16 protein-coding genes are annotated in these 19150 nt (G+C 36.3%); 5 read left to right on the forward strand and 11 right to left on the reverse strand.

The window, feature by feature from the left end; all coding sequences use genetic code 11:
* Positions 1 to 23: 23 nt before the first annotated feature.
* Positions 24 to 950 carry a malate dehydrogenase gene (gene mdh / locus PBT89_RS13820; protein ID WP_270060320.1) on the reverse strand — a complete coding sequence of 309 codons (927 nt, stop codon included), beginning with the start codon at positions 948 to 950 and terminating at the stop codon, positions 24 to 26.
* Positions 951 to 1170: 220 nt separating this feature from the next.
* Entirely contained in the window at positions 1171 to 3111 is a 1941-nt protein-coding gene (gene gyrB, locus PBT89_RS13825; RefSeq protein ID WP_270060319.1) for a DNA topoisomerase (ATP-hydrolyzing) subunit B, read from the reverse strand.
* Between the two features lie 427 nt (positions 3112 to 3538).
* Here gyrB and PBT89_RS13830 point away from each other — a divergent pair, with 427 nt between their 5' ends.
* The gene (locus PBT89_RS13830) at positions 3539 to 4099 is read left to right on the forward strand and encodes a DUF2911 domain-containing protein (protein ID WP_270060318.1); all 561 of its coding nucleotides are present in this window, start codon (positions 3539 to 3541) and stop codon (positions 4097 to 4099) included.
* A 50-nt stretch (positions 4100 to 4149) separates the two neighbouring features.
* Here the strand turns inward: PBT89_RS13830 and PBT89_RS13835 are convergent, their stop codons facing one another.
* The gene (locus PBT89_RS13835) at positions 4150 to 4782 is read right to left on the reverse strand and encodes a 7-carboxy-7-deazaguanine synthase QueE (RefSeq protein ID WP_270062397.1); all 633 of its coding nucleotides are present in this window, start codon (positions 4780 to 4782) and stop codon (positions 4150 to 4152) included.
* An 88-nt stretch (positions 4783 to 4870) separates the two neighbouring features.
* Between PBT89_RS13835 and PBT89_RS13840 the strand changes: the two genes are divergently transcribed.
* The 4 genes from PBT89_RS13840 (at position 4871) to PBT89_RS13855 (ending at position 8597) form a co-directional block, all read left to right on the forward strand.
* Entirely contained in the window at positions 4871 to 6184 is a 1314-nt protein-coding gene (locus PBT89_RS13840; RefSeq protein WP_270062398.1) for a D-alanyl-D-alanine carboxypeptidase/D-alanyl-D-alanine-endopeptidase, read from the forward strand.
* A gap of 15 nt (positions 6185 to 6199) precedes the next feature.
* Positions 6200 to 7255 carry a S66 peptidase family protein gene (locus PBT89_RS13845; protein WP_270062399.1) on the forward strand — a complete coding sequence of 352 codons (1056 nt, stop codon included), beginning with the start codon at positions 6200 to 6202 and terminating at the stop codon, positions 7253 to 7255.
* A gap of 177 nt (positions 7256 to 7432) precedes the next feature.
* A complete protein-coding gene (locus PBT89_RS13850; protein WP_270062400.1) occupies positions 7433 to 7993 on the forward strand; it encodes a hypothetical protein in 561 nt (186 codons plus the stop codon).
* Positions 7994 to 8039: 46 nt separating this feature from the next.
* On the forward strand, positions 8040 to 8597 hold the full coding sequence (locus tag PBT89_RS13855; protein WP_270062401.1) for an inorganic diphosphatase: 558 nt from the start codon (positions 8040 to 8042) through the stop codon (positions 8595 to 8597).
* A gap of 77 nt (positions 8598 to 8674) precedes the next feature.
* On the opposite strand, the gene ftsZ is transcribed toward PBT89_RS13855, so the two are convergent.
* Genes ftsZ through mraY form a run of 8 tightly spaced genes read right to left on the reverse strand, consistent with a single transcriptional unit; the run spans position 8675 to position 19136 of the window.
* On the reverse strand, positions 8675 to 10771 hold the full coding sequence (gene ftsZ / locus PBT89_RS13860; protein ID WP_270062402.1) for a cell division protein FtsZ: 2097 nt from the start codon (positions 10769 to 10771) through the stop codon (positions 8675 to 8677).
* A 37-nt stretch (positions 10772 to 10808) separates the two neighbouring features.
* Positions 10809 to 12155 (reverse strand): cell division protein FtsA, encoded by a 1347-nt coding sequence (gene ftsA, locus PBT89_RS13865; RefSeq protein ID WP_270062403.1) that lies wholly within the window; start codon positions 12153 to 12155, stop codon positions 10809 to 10811.
* A gap of 3 nt (positions 12156 to 12158) precedes the next feature.
* Positions 12159 to 12875: a cell division protein FtsQ/DivIB gene (locus PBT89_RS13870; RefSeq protein ID WP_270062404.1), complete on the reverse strand. Its 717-nt coding sequence runs from the start codon at positions 12873 to 12875 to the stop codon at positions 12159 to 12161.
* Complete coding sequence (gene murC / locus PBT89_RS13875; RefSeq protein WP_270062405.1) at positions 12865 to 14220, reverse strand: UDP-N-acetylmuramate--L-alanine ligase; 1356 nt, start codon at positions 14218 to 14220, stop codon at positions 12865 to 12867. The genes PBT89_RS13870 and murC overlap by 11 nt, the downstream gene beginning before the upstream one ends.
* 7 nt (positions 14221 to 14227) lie before the next feature.
* Positions 14228 to 15322, reverse strand: a complete 1095-nt coding sequence (gene murG / locus PBT89_RS13880; protein WP_270062406.1) for an undecaprenyldiphospho-muramoylpentapeptide beta-N-acetylglucosaminyltransferase — start codon at positions 15320 to 15322, stop codon at positions 14228 to 14230.
* Positions 15319 to 16527, reverse strand: coding sequence for an FtsW/RodA/SpoVE family cell cycle protein (locus PBT89_RS13885; protein WP_270060307.1), 1209 nt, complete (start codon positions 16525 to 16527; stop codon positions 15319 to 15321). The genes murG and PBT89_RS13885 overlap by 4 nt, the downstream gene beginning before the upstream one ends.
* A gap of 30 nt (positions 16528 to 16557) precedes the next feature.
* Positions 16558 to 17895 (reverse strand): UDP-N-acetylmuramoyl-L-alanine--D-glutamate ligase, encoded by a 1338-nt coding sequence (murD, locus tag PBT89_RS13890; protein ID WP_270062407.1) that lies wholly within the window; start codon positions 17893 to 17895, stop codon positions 16558 to 16560.
* A gap of 2 nt (positions 17896 to 17897) precedes the next feature.
* Positions 17898 to 19136, reverse strand: a complete 1239-nt coding sequence (gene mraY, locus PBT89_RS13895) for a phospho-N-acetylmuramoyl-pentapeptide-transferase (protein WP_270060305.1) — start codon at positions 19134 to 19136, stop codon at positions 17898 to 17900.
* Positions 19137 to 19150: the final 14 nt, after the last annotated feature.

Here is a 19150-nt window from a genome sequence, read left to right on the forward strand (position 1 = left end):
AGCTGTATTTAAAGGGGATAAAACTATAGTTCTAATAATCCATTTGTTTTTTTCACACCTTCTGCACTTTCTTTTATTTTTGTTTTTTCTGCATCGTTTAATTCGATTTCAACGATTTTTTCTAAACCGTCTTTACCGATTACTGCAGGAACACCAATTGCGATATCTTCCAGTCCGTATTCTCCTTCAAGGTAAGCTGAACATGGGAAAATTTTCTTTTGATCGCAAGCAATAGCCTGTACTAAAGCAGAAACCGCAGCACCTGGAGCGTACCATGCACTAGTTCCTAATAATTTAGTTAGCGTAGCACCACCAACTTTGGTATCTTCAGCAACCTGAGTTAAACGATCATCTGAAAGAAATGCAGTTACTGGAATACTGTTACGTGTTGCTAATCTTGTAAGTGGCACCATTCCGGTATCACTGTGACCACCAATTACCATCCCGTCTACATCTGAAATTGGAGCTTCTAAAGCTTCAGCCAATCTATATTTAAAACGTGCGCTATCTAAAGCACCGCCCATTCCAATAATTTTATTTTTAGGAAGGCCTGTAGTTTTATGCACCAAATAAGTCATTGTATCCATTGGATTACTAACAACTATTAGCGTCACATTTGGAGAATGCTTAATAAGATTGCTTGATACTTCTTTAACAATACCTGCATTAATACCAATAAGCTCCTCACGAGTCATCCCCGGTTTTCTAGGAATACCACTGGTAATAACAGCTACATCACTCCCGGCGGTTTTAGAATAATCGTTGGTACTTCCTGTTATTTTAGTATCAAAACTGTTTAAAGAAGCAGTTTGCATAAGGTCCATTGCCTTACCTTCAGCATATCCTTCTTTAATATCTAATAATACAACTTCTGAAGCGAAGTTTTTTATGGCAACATATTCAGCGCAGCTAGCACCTACAGAACCAGCTCCTACTACTGTAACTTTCATTTTGTGAATTTATCGGTTAATATCTATCCCAAAAATACAAATTATGATATTGGAATACTAATAAAGACAGGTTAAATAGCTTAAGACTATATCTCGACAAACTACATCTACTTAAAAAAACGAATTTTAATATTTTAGCATTCAAAAAAAATGCTCATATTATATAAAAGTAATAAGCCCGGGATTTCTCCCGGGCTTATTAAAATCATACCTCTTTATACTATGCATCAATATTTGCATATTTAGCATTCTTCTCTATAAATTCTCTTCGTGGTGGAACTTCGTCTCCCATTAACATAGAAAAAATACGATCTGCTTCTCCGGTATTATCTATAGTCACCTGTCTTAGCTTTCTATGCTGAGGATCCATTGTAGTATCCCAAAGTTGCTCTGCATTCATCTCCCCAAGACCTTTATATCGTTGGATTTGCACCCCTCCGCTATAACTTTCGGCAATCGCATCACGCTCTTCTTCATTCCAAGCATATCGCTTTTTCTGACCTTTTTTCACTAAATATAGTGGCGGCGTAGCAATATATATGTGTCCTTGCTCTATAAGCTCTTTCATATATCTAAAGAAGAAAGTAAGAATAAGTGTTTCGATATGGCTACCATCCACATCGGCATCACACATAATCACAATCTTATGATAACGTAATTTAGAAAGGTTAAGTGCCTTAGTATCCTCCTCTGTTCCTATGGTAACTCCCAGAGCCGTGTAGATATTTTTAATCTCTTCATTATCAAACACACGGTGAGACATTGCTTTCTCTACGTTCAAAATTTTACCTCTAAGTGGCAAAATTGCCTGAAAATTTCGATCACGCCCTTGTTTCGCAGTTCCACCTGCCGAGTCTCCCTCTACAAGAAAAACTTCACATTGCGTTGGATCTACCTCAGAGCAATCTGATAATTTCCCAGGTAAACCGCCAATACTCATAGCTGTTTTACGCTGCACCATTTCACGGGCTTTCTTGGCAGCGTTACGTGCCTGAGCAGCAAGAATAACTTTTTGAACGATTGTTTTAGCATCATTTGGATTTTCCTCCAAATAATTCTCAAGCATTTCTGAAACTGCTTGTGAAACTGCGGAAGTCACCTCCCTATTCCCAAGCTTAGTCTTAGTTTGCCCTTCAAATTGAGGTTCGGCAACTTTTACCGATATAATTGCAGTAAGCCCTTCACGGAAATCATCCCCAGTAACTTCAAATTTAACCTTTTCAAGCAAACCTGAAGCATCTGCGTATTTCTTCAAAGTAGTTGTTAAACCTCTTCTGAAACCAGAAAGATGCGTTCCTCCTTCGTGGGTATTAATATTATTTACGTAAGAGTGAAGATTTTCGTTAAATGTATCGTTATACACCATAGCAACCTCTACAGGAATACCGTTCTTCTCCCCTTCCATACTTACCACATCGGCAATAATAGGATCCCTGGTACCATCAAGAAAACGTATAAATTCCTTTAAACCTTCTTCAGAATGAAAAACTTCTCCAAGAAATTCTCCATTCTCATCTTTTTCTCTTTTATCAGTAAGAACGATTTTAATTCCTTTATTTAAATACGCAAGTTCCCGCATACGTTTTGCAAGCGTTTCGTAGCTGTATTCTAAAGTCTGCTGAAAGATAGAAGGATCTGGTTTAAAAGTCACCAAAGTACCACTAAGCTCTGTTTCACCAACGGGTTTTACAGGATAAACTGGTTTACCCAACTCATATTCCTGCTCCCAAATCTGTCCATCCCTATAAACTGTTGCTTTTAAATGTGTAGATAATGCATTAACACAACTTACACCTACACCATGAAGACCTCCGGAGACTTTATAAGAATCTTTATCAAACTTACCCCCTGCACCAATCTTGGTCATTACAACCTCTAATGCCGAAACACCTTCTTTCTTATGCAGATCTATAGGAATACCACGACCGTTATCTTCTACGGTAATAGAATTATCTTCGTTAATATCAACTTTTATAGAGTCACAATGCCCTGCTAACGCCTCATCAATAGAGTTGTCAACTACTTCGTAAACCAAATGATGCAAACCTCTCACACCGGTATCTCCTATATACATTGAAGGTCGCATGCGCACATGCTCCATACCTTCAAGCGCCTGTATACTATCAGCCGAATACTTTTTTACCTTGGCTTCTTCGCTCATATTTTGCTTATTAAATTCGTCTCTATTTGAATAACGAACAAATATAACAAAACGTTAATTTCTTTATAGCCAATACCTGACTCTAAACCTTTTAAGTTATCAACAATTTGTGCAAAAAAAGCCCATGACAACACGAGAAATTCTCTTGCATCACGGGCATAACAAACCACACGTTTATTGTAAAATCTTTAGAGGTATCTATTTTGAAAACAAATATGAATTATAACTTACAATTATTAAACTTTAAAGATCAGTTGTATTACATATTAAAATCGATTTTACTGAATTCAAATTTTATTTCAATCAATTTTCGATATTATTCTTAAATCATTTTAAAAATGTAACTTATAAAAATTTTAACAACATATAAACAGCCTAATTATAGGTACCTATTATATTTACTTAAAACAAAATTGACAAAAGAATTATGAAGAAATTAATGATGATGGCCGTTTTAGCTATAGGCCTTAGCGGTACAGCAACTCTTTCTGCACAATCGCAAGGCCCCAACTTTGCAAAAATGGATGTTAGTCCTATGGATATAGCTTTATACCGTAACGACAATAATGAGCCAATTGCAAGAGTAATATACAGCAGGCCACAACGAAGAGATAGAGAGGTTTTTGGAAAACTTGTCCCATACGGTGAAGTTTGGAGAACGGGAGCAAATGAAGCTACCGAGGTTACCTTTTACAAGGATGTAATGATAGCAGGTGCTAAAATAGATGCAGGAACCTACACACTGTACTCTATACCTGAGGAAAAAGAATGGACTATTATTCTGAATAAAAAAACCTTAACCTGGGGAGCTTACGAATACAGTTCTGAGATGGACCTTGCAAGAATCAATGTCCCAGTAAGACAAATGCAAAATTCTGTAGATGCGCTATCCATAAGTTTTGAGAAAGACGAAGATACCAAAGGTGCAAACCTATTAATTGGATGGGATAAGAGTTATGTAAAAGTTCCAATGAAGGTTGCCAAGTAAACAACAACAAGTTTGAAATAAAAAAAGCCTCCAATTGGAGGCTTTTTTTATTACGGTATATTCAAATATTTATGAGTTTGTAAAGACACCTTCCATTTTGGATTTTTCATTACATATTCTACAATCATTGGGATAACCTTATCGCGATTACTCCATTCTGGTTGCAAATATAATATGCAATTCTCACCTACTTGGGCTGCCTGCTCTTCAGCAAACTTAAAATCATGCTTATTAAAAATAATTACTTTAAGCTCGTGAACTAAAGGATAAATTTCAGGCTCAGGCAATTTTATCTTTTTTGGTGAAAGACAAATCCAATCCCAAATTCCTGTAAGCGGATAAGCCCCTGAAGTTTCAATATGAATCTGGCAATCTTGCTTCTTAAGAGTAGAAGTTAAAGTCGTCATATCCCAAGTTAACGGCTCTCCTCCTGTAATAACGATTGTCTTACTAAATTTAGTAGCTTTTTCTACAATTTCCCCTACATGTGTTGGTGGATGCAAACCTGCATCCCAGCTTTCTTTTACATCACACCAATGGCAACCAACATCACAACCACCAATCCTAATAAAATAAGCAGCTGTTCCCTTATGAAATCCTTCACCTTGTATGGTATAAAATTCTTCCATTAACGGAAGCATTATCCCTCTGTCTACCAGCTCCTGTGTTTCTTCTGTAATCATAGCTTGCAAAGATAGGGAATCAAATATTATTTGCTGCAAAAGTGATCTATCAAAAAACTTTCTTACTTTCAGGACAAATTTATCTAACTTGAAAAATACTAGCCTTTTCATACTTTTCCTGATAACTATAGCAATTACAAGTTGCGCTTCTTCTAAAAAAGTAACCAAAAATTTAGAAGCCATATTTGAAAGCTCTCCGGAGTTCAAACAAGGCTTCACCGGTCTTGTAATTTATAACCCAGAGACTAAAGAGACAATTTTCAATAAAAATGAGGACAAATATTTCACCCCGGCTTCTAACACCAAACTCTTTACATTTTACACGGCTTTAAAAATACTTGGTGATTCCATACCGGCTGCAAAATGCGCTATGTATGGCGACAGTCTAATCTTTAAAGGAACTGGCGACCCAAGTTTATTCTACGATAACTTAAGCAATGAAAATATACTTCGATTTTTTGCGAAAACTGATAAAAAATTGTTCCTCCTGAAATCCAATTTTAAGGAAGAACATTTTGGCCCGGGTTGGGCATGGGACGATTTTAACGGTAGCTACTCAGCCGAGAGAAATGCTTTCCCTATCTACGGAAATACCGTTGAGTTTGAATTTAAAGAGGGCCAAAATTCGCCTAATATTCATCCTGATATTTTCGTCGATTCTGTTTATTCTGAAAAAAATAAAGAATTAGGAAAAAACATCTATCGCAACGAGAAAAGCAACAAATTTCAGTTTGAAAAATATAAAAGATCGAAAAAATCAACTCAGAATGTTCCTTTTATAACTTCAGAAATCACCTCAGCAAAACTTTTGAGCGACACCATTAGAAAAGAGGTGATGATATTAAAGAAGCTCCCTGAAAATCTCCAATTAGACAAAATAATTTATAGCAATAAGGCTGATAGTCTTTATAAAAAAATGCTTCAGAAAAGTGACAATTTTATAGCCGAGCAGCTTTTATTACTTTCCGCAGATAAATTGTCTGACACCCTTAAAACTTCTATTGCCATAAATTATGCACAAAAAAGTTTACTGAATGACCTGCCGGATAAAGTAAATTGGCACGACGGCTCTGGTCTTACCCGATATAACTTATTTACTCCAAGAAGTATTGTAGCTCTTATTAGTAAAATTACTGCTGAAATAGGTGATAAAAAATTCAAATTGCTCTTACCTGTAGGTGGAGAGTCAGGCACCCTTAAAAATAGCTATAAGGCCAACAAACCTTATATTTACGCTAAATCTGGATCGCTGAGAAATAATCATTCCTTAAGCGGATTATTAATTACCAGAAGCGGAAAGACTTTATATTTTAGTTTTATGAATAGTAATTACATTGTTCCTTATTCGCAACTTACAAAAGCAATGGAAAAAATTCTAAAAACTGTTCGCGATCACTACTAAACCCTAACAACTACCATGGAAAGACGAAAATTTCTACAAAATATTGGACTAACCAGCCTGGCATTACCTTTAACCACTTATGCGAGTAATACTTTCTACGGAAATAAAAGCACGAAAAAAATCATTAAACCAAAAGCTTTAAAAGAAGGGGATACTATTGGAATTATAAGTCCTGCAAGCGCAATTTTTGAAACTGAACCATACCAAATCGCCAAAGAATCTTTTGAAGCGATGGGGCTAAAAGTGAAGTTTGGCAAATTTGTAAAAAATAGATACGGCCACTTAGCCGGTACAGACGAAGAACGTGCCGGTGAATTAAACGCAATGTTTAAAGATCCATCTATAGAGGCAATAATTGCATTGCGTGGTGGTTCTGGTTCAGCAAGAATTTTAACACTTTTAGATTACGACGCAATAGAAGCCAACCCTAAAATCTTCATTGGATATAGCGATATTACGGCCTTACATTCGGCTATTTTCGAGAAAACAGGATTAGTTACATTTCATGCTCCTGTAGCGGTTTCTACATGGAATAGCTTTAGTGTTTCTCACCTAAAAGCTATTTTATTCAATAAAGAAAATCCGCTTCTAGAAAATCCAAAATCAATTGGCGATAATCTCACCCAAACTTCAAACCGTATTCGCACAATAGCAAACGGAAGTGCAAAAGGACGCCTATTAGGAGGGAATCTTTCTGTATTAACCGGAATTATGGGGAGTGAATATTTCCCTTCAGATTGGAGTGACAAAATTTTATATATTGAAGATGTGGGCGAAAAAGTCTATGCAATAGACCGAATGATGACCCAACTTCAATTGGGAGGCGTTTTAAAGCAAATTAAAGGTTTCGTTTTTGGAAAATGTACCGAATGTGATCCCGGTGGAAGCGGTTACGGCAGCCTAACTTTAGAGGAAGTTTTAGATCATTATATAAAGCCCTTAGACATTCCTGCCTTTAGTGGCGCAATGATTGGCCATATTGACCATAACAGTACCATTCCTAACGGAATTGAAGCTGAAATTGACGGTGAATTGGGCACTATACAGTTATTAGAAGCTGCAGTTTTATAACCTCATACTAAAAAAATCCCTTTCTGCAATAAGCAGGTATTGCTTACTTTTATAAAAAATTTAAGAATTCTAAATCGATTAAATCTTACTGAAAAGTGATTTAGTTTAATAACAAATCTTATTTACAAGCGTTAACTAATTTACGCCAAATTAAAACAACAGCAATTACTACCAAACATGAAAAAAAATATCCTTTCATTCTTCATTTTAGCTTGTTTACTAATAACTTCCTGCCAGAAAGACGAAAACAATCCGTTCTTAATTACTGCAGCACAGGTGGGGAAATTGAAGAAAGATATCAAGATCAATCAACTAGACTCTCTGTATAAAGAAGATTCGCTTGTAAAACAAATAAGTGGCCCTATGCAACTAAGAGCTACAGATGAAATAAAGGTTTTTGAAAAAGGAGGAGTAGAATTACTAAATTTAGAACCTGCACAAGAATTTGACAGCACCAGCACTATTGGTTACATAAGAGTTTTAGATCCCAGATTTAAAACCAAAGCAGGCTTAAATTCTGCAAGTACATTTAAAGACATTGTCGAAAATTATAAAATTTCGAGAATAGAAAACACCATTAGCTCGGCAGTAGTGTTTATCGATGAAATTAATGCTTATATAACGATCGATAAGAAAGAATTACCTTCTAGTTTGCGTTACGATACAGATACAAAAATTAGATCCTCACAAATTCCCGATGATGCAAAATTTAAATACTTTATGATCTACTGGGATTAACCCAAATTAATGAAGCATTTAAAGATTCTAATATTGCCCATTTTAATTGCTTTGTTTTAGCTGCAAAAACAAAGATTATTATAATCTTTCAGCAAGAAATGAAGATGGCTATTATCAAGCTGTAGTTGAAATTCCGGCAGGTACAAATTCAAAAATAGAGTACAATCACGAACAGCAAAAATTTTTACCCGATCAGCGGGAAGGAATAGACAGGCTTATAGAATTTCTACCTTACCCCGGAAATTATGGTTTTATTCCTTCTACTTTTTCTGATCCTGAAAAAGGAGGTGATGGTGATGCCCTGGATGTTTTAATTTTAGGTGAATCTTTACAATCTGGCACTATAATTCCCATTAAACCGATAGCGATTCTTAAATTGCTCGATGAAAATGAAGAAGATGATAAAATTATAGCTGTGCCAGCACTTAAAAAAGATCAAATATTTAAAGCAGAAACCTATAAAGATTTTCTAGAAAATTATCCTGAAGCTAAAGATATTATAGAACTTTGGTTTCTAAGCTACGATAAAGATAATAGCATCCAACTAAAAGGCTGGGGTAGTGAAAAAGAAGCTGAACAGAGAATTAAAAAATGGCGTAAATAATTATTTCCCTTATTTTCAAAAAATAAAAAAGAGGCCTTTGAGCCTCTTTTTTATTTTTCCAGTCAAATTTCTTTGAACTAGTCTACATTATCGTGTAAAAACGAATTATTTCTTCTAAACTGAAGATCATTATTTTCATCTTGTCCCAATGTGGTACGCGACATTTTATTCTCTCCTGGATTAGAACTATCCAAATTTATACCAGCTCTTTTATAGGCAGGTTGCTTTTCAATTTCTTCAATTTGTGAAGCATTGCTCCTAAACTTGTAATTGAATTCTTTCATTTTTGCTCTACGCTCAGCTGCACGCTCTACAACATGCTCGGGAATTGGATTATTGAAAGGATTTGCATCCTGAGAATCTTCCTTTTGAGGAGCTGGCTGTACCGTACGCTTTTCAAAAGCGATACTTTCTTCTTTTGGCTCTTCTTTTTTAGGTTTGCTTGCTGGTTTTGAGTTCTCTAATTGCTGCTCAAATTCCATATAATCATCTAAGCTATACCTTTTTACAGTACCGTCAATTGAGTTTTCTGCTGCCGAAACAACTTCAACAGGCTCATTTACCTCAATATTCTTCACCTCATTGGTAGGCTCATCAGGATTTAGCGTGTGTCTAATTACCGACTGCGGCTTTACTTCCTGTTGCGGTTGATGCTTTGGAGCCTCAACTTCTTCTCTTGAAGTTGATTCCTTTGATTGCTCTTTGTTTATTGGAAAATCGAATGTAAACATAAATTGATCATCATTCTCATCTTCCTGATTTCCCAAATTTTCTGATTCAGCATTAGTATCGTTAATTACAAAATCATCAGGATTTACATCATCGTAAAACACATCCATATTGTACGCTGAAGGTGGAGTATAAAGATCTGGATCTTTAGCAGGTGCAGGAGAAGATTCACCACGCACCACTTCCTTTTGCTGTGGCCTTGTTTGCGGCTGCGGCTGCGGTTCTGGCTGTAGAATTTCATTTTTTGGTTGTGGCCGAGCATTTTCCACTTCCTCTAAATTTTCATCTAAAGTATGAACGATCTTTTTTGGAGCTTCGGCTTCTCTTTTTTCTTCAGCTAATGGCAATTCTGTAAAAGAACCGGCATTTTTTTTATTTGAAGGAAATTCATGTTCAGCCTTTTGTTCATCCTCTAAAGTGTGGATGATCTTTTTAGTTTCAGTATTAGTGATTTCGTCTTGCTGTTCTACATTGAAACCAGTAGCAATAATAGTAACAGATATAGCACCTTCAAGCGATTCATCTTCACCAACACCCATAATTATGTTAGCACTGTGGCCGGCTTCTGCCTGAATATGATCGTTAATTTCACCAATTTCATCAATAGTAATTTCTTCGGAACCGGAAACAATTAATAGCAATACATTTTGAGCACCGGTAATTTTATTATCATTTAATAATGGAGAATCCAGAGCTTTAGCAATAGCATCCTGGGCACGACTTGCACCTGAAGCATTTGCAGATCCCATTATTGCGGTACCACTATTACTTAATACTGTTTTAGCATCTCTAAGGTCAATATTCTGTGTATAGTGATGGGTTATAACTTCTGCAATACCTCTGGAAGCTGTAGCTAATACTTCATCGGCTTTAGAGAAACCAGCTTTAAAACCAAGGTTACCGTAAACTTCACGCAGTTTATTATTATTTATAACAATAAGAGAATCTACGTGGCTGCGCAGTTTTTCTACACCTCGCTGTGCCTGTTCATTTCTCATTCTACCTTCAAACTGAAAAGGAATAGTTACAATCCCAACAGTAAGAATATCCATTTCTTTTGCCTGTTTTGCGATTACAGGAGCAGCACCTGTACCGGTACCTCCTCCCATACCTGCAGTAATAAATACCATTTTGGTATTTACATCAAGCATGTTTTTAATCTCGTCAAAACTTTCTACTGCTGCCTGCTCCCCGATTTGTGGATTAGCACCCGCTCCTAATCCCTCTGTAAGGCTTACCCCTAGTTGGATTTTATTTGGGACGGTACTATTTTCCAGAGCTTGCGAATCTGTATTACAGATTACAAAATCTACTCCTTTAATCCCTAATTGGTACATGTGGTTAATAGCGTTACTACCTCCACCACCTACACCAATAACTTTGATGACGTTCGATTGATTTTTAGGTAAATCGAATGATATGTCTCCGAATTCTGTATTGCTCATAAATTCAATTTTACTGGTTCTCTATTGTGCTATTTCGTTACTCTGCGTTATCTAAAAAATCTTTAAACTTTTCTGCCCACTTATCAAAAATACTTTTACGGGGCTTAGGTTGTTCTACCTGTACTTGCGGTTCTTCACATTCTGGCGCGGGAACCTCTTTTTCTATTTCTACCGGCTCAGGCTCTTTTTCCTTCAACACAGCTTCTTCCTGAAAACTACTTTTACTGGCTTCCAGACTATTCATCACTAATCCTACAGCTGTTGCATACATAGGACTTGTAGTTTCACTTTCATTATTACCTGCCAGATGCTCGTTAGGAAATCCTATTCTGGTATCCATTCCAGTTATATACTCTACCAACTGCTTAAGATGCTTTAATTGTGCACCGCCGCCAGTTAATACTAATCCACCGATCAATTTTTTCTTTTGATCTTCGTGACCGTAGTTCTTTATTTCTAGATAAACCTGCTCTATAATTTCTACTACACGAGCATGAATTATTTTAGAAAGGTTTTTTAAGGTAATCTCTTTAGGTTCTCTACCGCGAAGTCCAGGAATAGAAACGATCTCGTTATCCTTATTTTCGCCCGGCCATGCAGATCCAAATTTAATCTTCAGCAATTCAGCCTGCTTTTCTATGATAGAGCAGCCTTCTTTAATATCTTCAGTAATTACATTACCTCCAAATGGAATCACTGCAGTATGTCTTATAATTCCGTCTTTAAAGATTGCAAGATCTGTTGTACCACCACCTATGTCGATTAATGCTACACCCGCTTCTTTTTCTTCCTGACTCAACACCGCATTTGCCGAAGCTAAAGGCTCTAATGTTACTGCGGAAAGATCTAATCCTGCACTTTTAACGCAACGCCCGATATTTCTTATTGAAGAAACCTGCCCTACAACTACATGAAAATTAGCTTCAAGACGGCCGCCGTACATCCCGATTGGCTCTTTAATTTCAGCTTGACCATCTACTTTAAATTCCTGCGGAAGCACATGAATAATTTCTTCCCCAGGTAACATTACTAATTTATGTACCTGATTGCATAAACTGTGAATATCTTCAGCATCTATAACTTCTTCAGGATTTGGCCTGGTGATATAATCACTATGCTGTAAACTTCTTATATGCTGCCCGGCAATTCCCACAACAACATCACTAATTTTTAAGCCAGAATCTGCTTCAGCTTCCTGAATCGCTTGCTGTATCGATTGTATGGTCTGCGTAATATTATTTACCACACCACGATGTACGCCAAGACTTTTAGATTTACCAATCCCAACAATTTCTACCTTTCCATACTCATTCTTCTTGCCAATCATGGCAACAATCTTGGTGGTCCCTATATCCAGTCCTACTGCAATATCATTTTGCTCCATATCTTACTTTTTAGTGCATACAACCTGGTTCCCAAATTGTAAATTCACTCTCTTATAGGTATCTAACTTTTCATCTTTTAAAGCCTTTTTATAAAATGCTTTAAAATTGTTAAACTTCAATTCTACATTTTTAATTGCTCCAAAGTAAACTACAAAATCAAGCTTCCGCATGTTCAATTCATATCGTCCGTTGTTAAGACGATTAATTGTAGTTATATGCTTACTAAGAAAACTATCATTTTTAATATAACTTACCAACGGATATGCTTCTAAAATATTAACTTCATCAAATCCCGACATTAATGGCACGCGAGCAGAAAAATTTTCTGAAAGCGGCATAACCTTACCGTTTTTATCTAGGTAAAATGAAGTATTCCCCACAGCTCTTCCAATAGGTTTACGCTGACTAACGATTGCTGAAAGCTTTCCATCAAGATCAAGATAAACCTCTGCATTTTCAATCATCTCGTTGCTATTAAGCAACGCTTCTACCTTATTCAAATCTAAAGTTTCTTCGCCCAGGTTAGCATTTGCTTCTTCATTTTGTATCAACAAGTTATTAACTGAATCTACCGTTATATACAAGTTCTCACTATCTGTAAAATGAACTTCTGTACCGCTCATTTTGCGATTATCATGACGCTTCTCTGCAAAACCAAATAGAAAAGCTACCAATCCTATTAAAAGCACAAATTTTATGTAACCTAACCTAGATTTCATCTTCAAATGCTTTTTTAACCTGTTCTACTTCATTCCCTATATCACCAGCGCCAAGCATTAAAACAACTTTGGCTTTACTTTTTTTAATTTCGGCTACTAGGTCTTTTCTTTTCACCAAATGCTTATTCGGGTTATCAATTTTGCTCAATAACCATTCTGAATTTACTCCTTCGATCGGTTTTTCTCTTGCCGGATAAATATCCATCAGCAAGACTTCATCAAATTGCGATAATTTTTCAGCAAAATCATCTGCAAAATCTCTTGTTCTGCTGAATAAATGAGGCTGAAAAATGACCAAATTGGGCATTTCAGGATACATTTCTTCCACCGCATTAAATACTGCATCAATCTCTGCCGGATGATGCGCATAATCGTCGATAAGCGTAAACCCTTTGGATTTTAACTTATATGAAAAACGTCTACGAACACCGGCAAAACTTCTTAACGCTTCACCTAATACATTTGAAGGAGTTCCATATTCCAGCGCCATAGCTAACGCAGTAACCGCATTCATTACATTATGTCTACCAGGCAAATTGAGAATAAAACCTTCTATAATTTCAGACGGAGTTTTTAGATCGAAATGATAACTTCCGTCTATAATTTTTATGTTTATTGCTGAAAAATCGGCATCATCTTCAATTCCTATACTTTTTCCTTTCAGCGGAAGTCCGTTTTTAATAAAAAGCGTTCCATCCTCTGGTAGTAAATCTGCAAAGGCTTTAAATGAAGCCTGCAAATGTTCATTTACTCCGTAAATATCCAAATGATCGGCGTCCATAGAATTAATGGCCGCTATATTTGGCGAAAGATGAAGAAAAGAACGATCAAATTCATCTGCTTCAGCAACAATAACTTCATCACCCTTCAGAATTAAATTACTCTGAATGTCTTCACTAACACCGCCCAAAAATGCCGTTACCGGAGCATTTGTTTCTTTTAGTAAATGTCCTAAAATAGCTGTTGTGGTAGTTTTCCCATGCGTACCTGCAACGGCAAGCGTAAAACGATCACGACTTATTAATCCAAGAATCTCAGCTCTCTTCTTTAAAATATATTGCTCCTGAATAAAATATTGATATTGTAAATTCTCTTTAGGAACCGCAGGAGTATAGACTACAATAGTGTTTTCTGAACGTTTAAATTGCTGCGGAATTTCACTAATATCATCTTTAAAAGTCACAAGAATACCTTCAGCTTCCAGCTCTTTGGTAAGCACTGAAGCTGTTTTATCATAACCGGCGACATTCTTGCCTTGGTATTTAAAGAAACGCGCTAAAGCGCTCATCCCAATACCGCCAATACCGATAAAATAAAAGTTTTGTATGTGACTAAAATTACTCAATCTTGGTTTATCTAATAATTAGTTTTTCAATTTCGTCTACAATATCGGCCGTTGCATTAGGCAGGGCCATTTTCTTTATATTCTCACCTAATTCTTTCTGCTGAATTTCGTTATTCAGCAAATCGAAAAATGTATTTTCAAATTTCTCCTCCAGCTCGGTTTCACCAATGGTTATAGCAGCATCATTTTTAGTCACTGCCATAGCATTTTTAGTCTGGTGATCTTCAGCAACATTAGGAGACGGAATAAAAATCACCGGTTTCCCAACGATACACAATTCAGAAACACTTCCTGCTCCCGCTCTAGAAATAATCACATCTGCCGCAGCATAGGCCAAATCCATTCGGTTTAAAAACTGATGAACCTGAACAGTACCTTCAGAATACGATTTGTATTCTTCGAAATACAATTTCCCACACTGCCAGATAAGCTGAATATCATTCTTCTTCAACTTATCTGAATATTGAGCGATTAACTGATTCACTCTTCTTGCGCCTAAACTTCCGCCAAGCACAAGAACTGTTTTTTTATTTGTATCAAGATTGAAAAACTTTTGTGCTTCTTCTCTCTTGGTATCTATATTCAATAAATCCTGGCGTACCGGATTTCCTGTTTTCTTTACTTTTTCCTGCGGAAAAAATCGTTTCACTTCATCATAAGCTGCACAAATTACATTTGCTCTTTTCGCAAGGATCTTATTAGTGATTCCTGGAAATGAGTTTTGTTCCTGAAGCAAGGTTGGTATCTCCTGCTTATTCGCCACATGCAATAAAGGTCCGCTTGCAAATCCGCCGGTTCCTATAACTATATTCGGTTTAAAATCCTTAATGATCTTTTTGGATTTACTAATACTATTCAGCAATTTGAATGGAAACATTAGATTTTTAAACGTTAACTTTCGTTGCAAACCACTAATCCAAAGACCTTCGATCTCATAACCCGCTTGCGGTACTTTCTCCATCTCCATTTTATCCTGCGCTCCCACAAACTTGATTTTCGCATCGGGATAGCGGCGCTTTACCTCATCGGCAATAGCAATGGCCGGATAGATATGGCCTCCCGTACCTCCACCAGATAATATGATGCGTAAATCTTTACTCATATAGCTTCACTTAAAATATCTAGAGGATTTTCGTCCTCTGCTTTTCTTTCTGCTTCTTCAGATTCTTTTTCTTCTTCTCTCTTTGCGCTTACACTAAGAATAATACCAAGTGATAAACAAGTCATCCAGATTGAAGTTCCACCACTACTTATTAATGGCAGTGTTTGTCCCGTTACCGGAAATAATTCTACCGCAACAGCCATATTCACCAGAGCCTGAAAGATAATTGGTAAACCAACCCCCATCACCAGCAGTTTTCCAAAAACAGAATTGGCTTTTGTAGCCACAATAATAATCCTAAACAAAATCATCAAATATGCTAACATTACTCCAAAAGCGCCAATGAGCCCCATTTCTTCAACAATTATCGCGTATATAAAATCTGAAGAAGACTGTGGTAAAAAATTTCGTTGTACACTTTTCCCTATTCCAGTACCGGTAATTCCTCCTCTTGCAATTGCTATTTTTGCTTTTTCAATTTGATAATCGGCCTCGGTATCTTCGTCGTTCGTAAAATTTTCTAATCTACTAGTCCAAGTATCTATCCTATTTGGCAAAACACCGGGAAAAGCTTTCGCTGCAAGTACAAAAATTCCGAATAAAACGACTCCTGCCAATACAACTGCCGACAAATATTTTATAGGATATCCTCCTAAAAACATGAGTACCAAAACCATAACAAAAATAATTGCAGTTGTGGAAAAATTGGCCGGCAAAATTAACATTAATACTGAACCTACAGGCACCCAAAGCGGTAAAATTGTCTCTTTAAAAGTGATTTTTTTTTCGGTGATTTTAGACATATATCTGGCGACATAAATCATTAAAACCACCGCTGCAAATGTGGAAGATTGAAATGTAACTCCCAATACCGGAATACGTATCCATCTACTAGCATTTGCACCATCGATCACCGTTCCCTGAGCCATTGTATAAACAAGCAACACAACAACTACCGGTAACATTAAAATCGATAAGCCTCGATAATAATGATAGGGTACTTTATGCGCTGCAAACAATACACAAAAGCCTAGCAACAAATGGAAAAAATGAACAATCAAATATTTAAATGTACTACCATCACCATACAGGTAAGCTATATTACTACTGGCGCTATATACCGGCAAAAATGAAAAAATTGCCAGCAAACCAGCCGTAGCCCAGATTACCTTATCTCCTTTAATATTTGCAAAAATGTTTCCCATTTCGCTGTTTCAGTTAAACTGAATGATCTTCTATAAATTTCTAACCGCTTCTTTAAACTGTCTACCGCGATCCTCGTAATTCTCAAACAAATCGAAACTTGCACAAGCTGGTGAAAGCAATACGGTATCACCTTTTTCAGTAAGTCGGTAAGCCATTTTCACAGCTTCACTCATACTTTCAGTTTCTACCAAAGTCTCGACACAATTCCCGAAAGAATTAATGATCTTGGTATTATCTACACCAAGGCATATAATCGCTTTTACTTTTTCATTTACCAGTGGTAAAAGTTCATCGTAAACATTGCCTTTATCAACGCCACCTAAGATCCAAACCGTCTGGCCTTCCATACTTTCTAAAGCGTAGTATGTTGCATTTACGTTTGTTGCCTTAGAATCGTTGATATATTGAACGTTATTAATTTTAAGTACTTTTTCCAAACGATGCTCTACTCCCTGAAAACTCTCCATACTCTCACGAATCGTATTCTTTCTTATTTTAAGAAGCTTTGCTACCGTAGCCGCTGCCATTGCATTCTTTGCATTATGTTTACCCTCTAATGTTAAATCTGAAGTACTCATAGTAAACTCTGTATTTTGTGTCTTTATGATAATTTTGTCTTTTTCTATATAAGCACCATTCTCCAGCTTTTTCTCCAGCGAAAATGGCAGTAACTGTGCGTTAACTTTGTTGTTTTTTAGCCAGTTTGTAATTACCTCGTCATCTGCGTCATAAATAAAATAATCTTCCTCTGTTTGGTTCTTTGTGATCCTGAATTTAGAATTGATATAATTCTCAAACTTATAATCATATCGATCTAAATGATCGGGTGTTATATTGGTCAAAATCGCAATATGCGGTCTAAAATTTTCGATTCCATCTAACTGAAAACTACTAAGCTCCAAAACATAATAATCGGGATTGGTTTCAGCCACTTGTTTCGCAAAACTATCCCCAACATTACCAGCCATTCCTACTTTTAAACCGCCATCTTTTAAAAGATGATTTGCAAATTTTGTAGTAGTGGTTTTACCGTTACTTCCGGTGATTCCTATTATAATCGCATTGGTATATTCCGCAGCAAATTCTATTTCAGAAATCACAGGAATTCCTTTTTCCCGAAGTGCTTTAATCATCGGCACTGTATCTGGAATACCGGGACTTTTCATCACCACATCAGCATCAAAAATTTGAGCTTCCGTATGCATTTCTTCCTCCCAATCTATATCAAGATGTTCAAGAACTTTTTTATATTTTTCTTTTATTTTTCCTTTGTCTGAAAGCCATATTTTATAGCCTTCTTTTTTAGCCAAAATTGCTGTTCCTATACCACTTTCTCCTCCACCAAGTATGACGATCTTTTTATTCAATTTTATCGAAGTTTAAGTGTCACCACAGTTAGAATGGCCAAAAATATTCCCACAATCCAAAAACGAACAACAATTTTACTTTCATGATGCCCCTTCTTTTGATAGTGGTGATGTAATGGCGACATTAAAAATATCCTTCTTCCTTCGCCAAATCTTTTCTTAGTGTATTTAAACCATGAAACCTGTAGTATTACAGAAAGATTTTCAACAAGAAAAATTCCGCATAAAATAGGTATCAATAGTTCTTTTCTGGATGCTATTGCCAAAACAGCAATGATTCCGCCAATGGTTAAACTACCTGTATCCCCCATAAACACCTGAGCGGGAAATGTGTTATACCATAAAAATCCTACCAAGGCACCAGTAAAAGCAGTGATATAAATAGTCATTTCACCAGAATCTGGGATATACATGATATTTAGGTAATCTGAGAAAATAATGTTCCCCGAAACCCACGCGAAAATGCCTAGTGTTAACACTATAATTGCTGAAGAACCTGCAGCAAGACCATCTACGCCATCGGTAAGATTTGCTCCATTAGATACTGCTGTAACGATAATAATTACAATTGGTATAAAAATAATCCAGGCGTATTTTGCCAAATCTGGGTTAATCCATGAGATTATTTTGGAGTAATCGAACTCATTATTTTTTACAAAAGGAATCGTCGTAGTAAGATTTTTTTGGCTAGGCCCCATTTCTGGTAACTTTTTATCACCAAGCATCATTTCCTGAGTGATAACATCTTCAGAATTTGTTTTTTCCTTTACCGTAATTCCGTCGTGAAAATACATTACGCAACCTACGATCAAACCAAGACCTACCTGCCCTAAGATTTTAAACTTACCGGGCAATCCCTCTTTATCTTTTTTAAATGTTTTAATATAATCATCCAAAAAGCCGATAGCTCCCATCCAGATGGTGGTGATGATTAGTAAAATCACATAAATATTCTCCAATTTGGCCAAAAGCAATACCGGGATTAGCGTAGCAATAATAATAATTAAGCCTCCCATTGTTGGCGTGCCGGCTTTTTCAGTTTGTCCTTGCAAACCAAGCTCGCGTACACTTTCACCAATTTGCTTGGTCTGTAAGTAAATGATAATTCGCTTCCCGTAAATTGTAGAAATCAACAACGACAAAAGAATAGCCATAGCAGACCGGAATGAAATATATTCAAACAGCTGAGCTCCCGGAAACTGATATTGCTCTTCTAAAAATTGAAATAAATAATAAAGCATATTCTAATTTTCTG

The organism is Zunongwangia sp. HRR-M8, assembly GCF_027594405.1.
Classification (GTDB): domain Bacteria; phylum Bacteroidota; class Bacteroidia; order Flavobacteriales; family Flavobacteriaceae; genus Zunongwangia.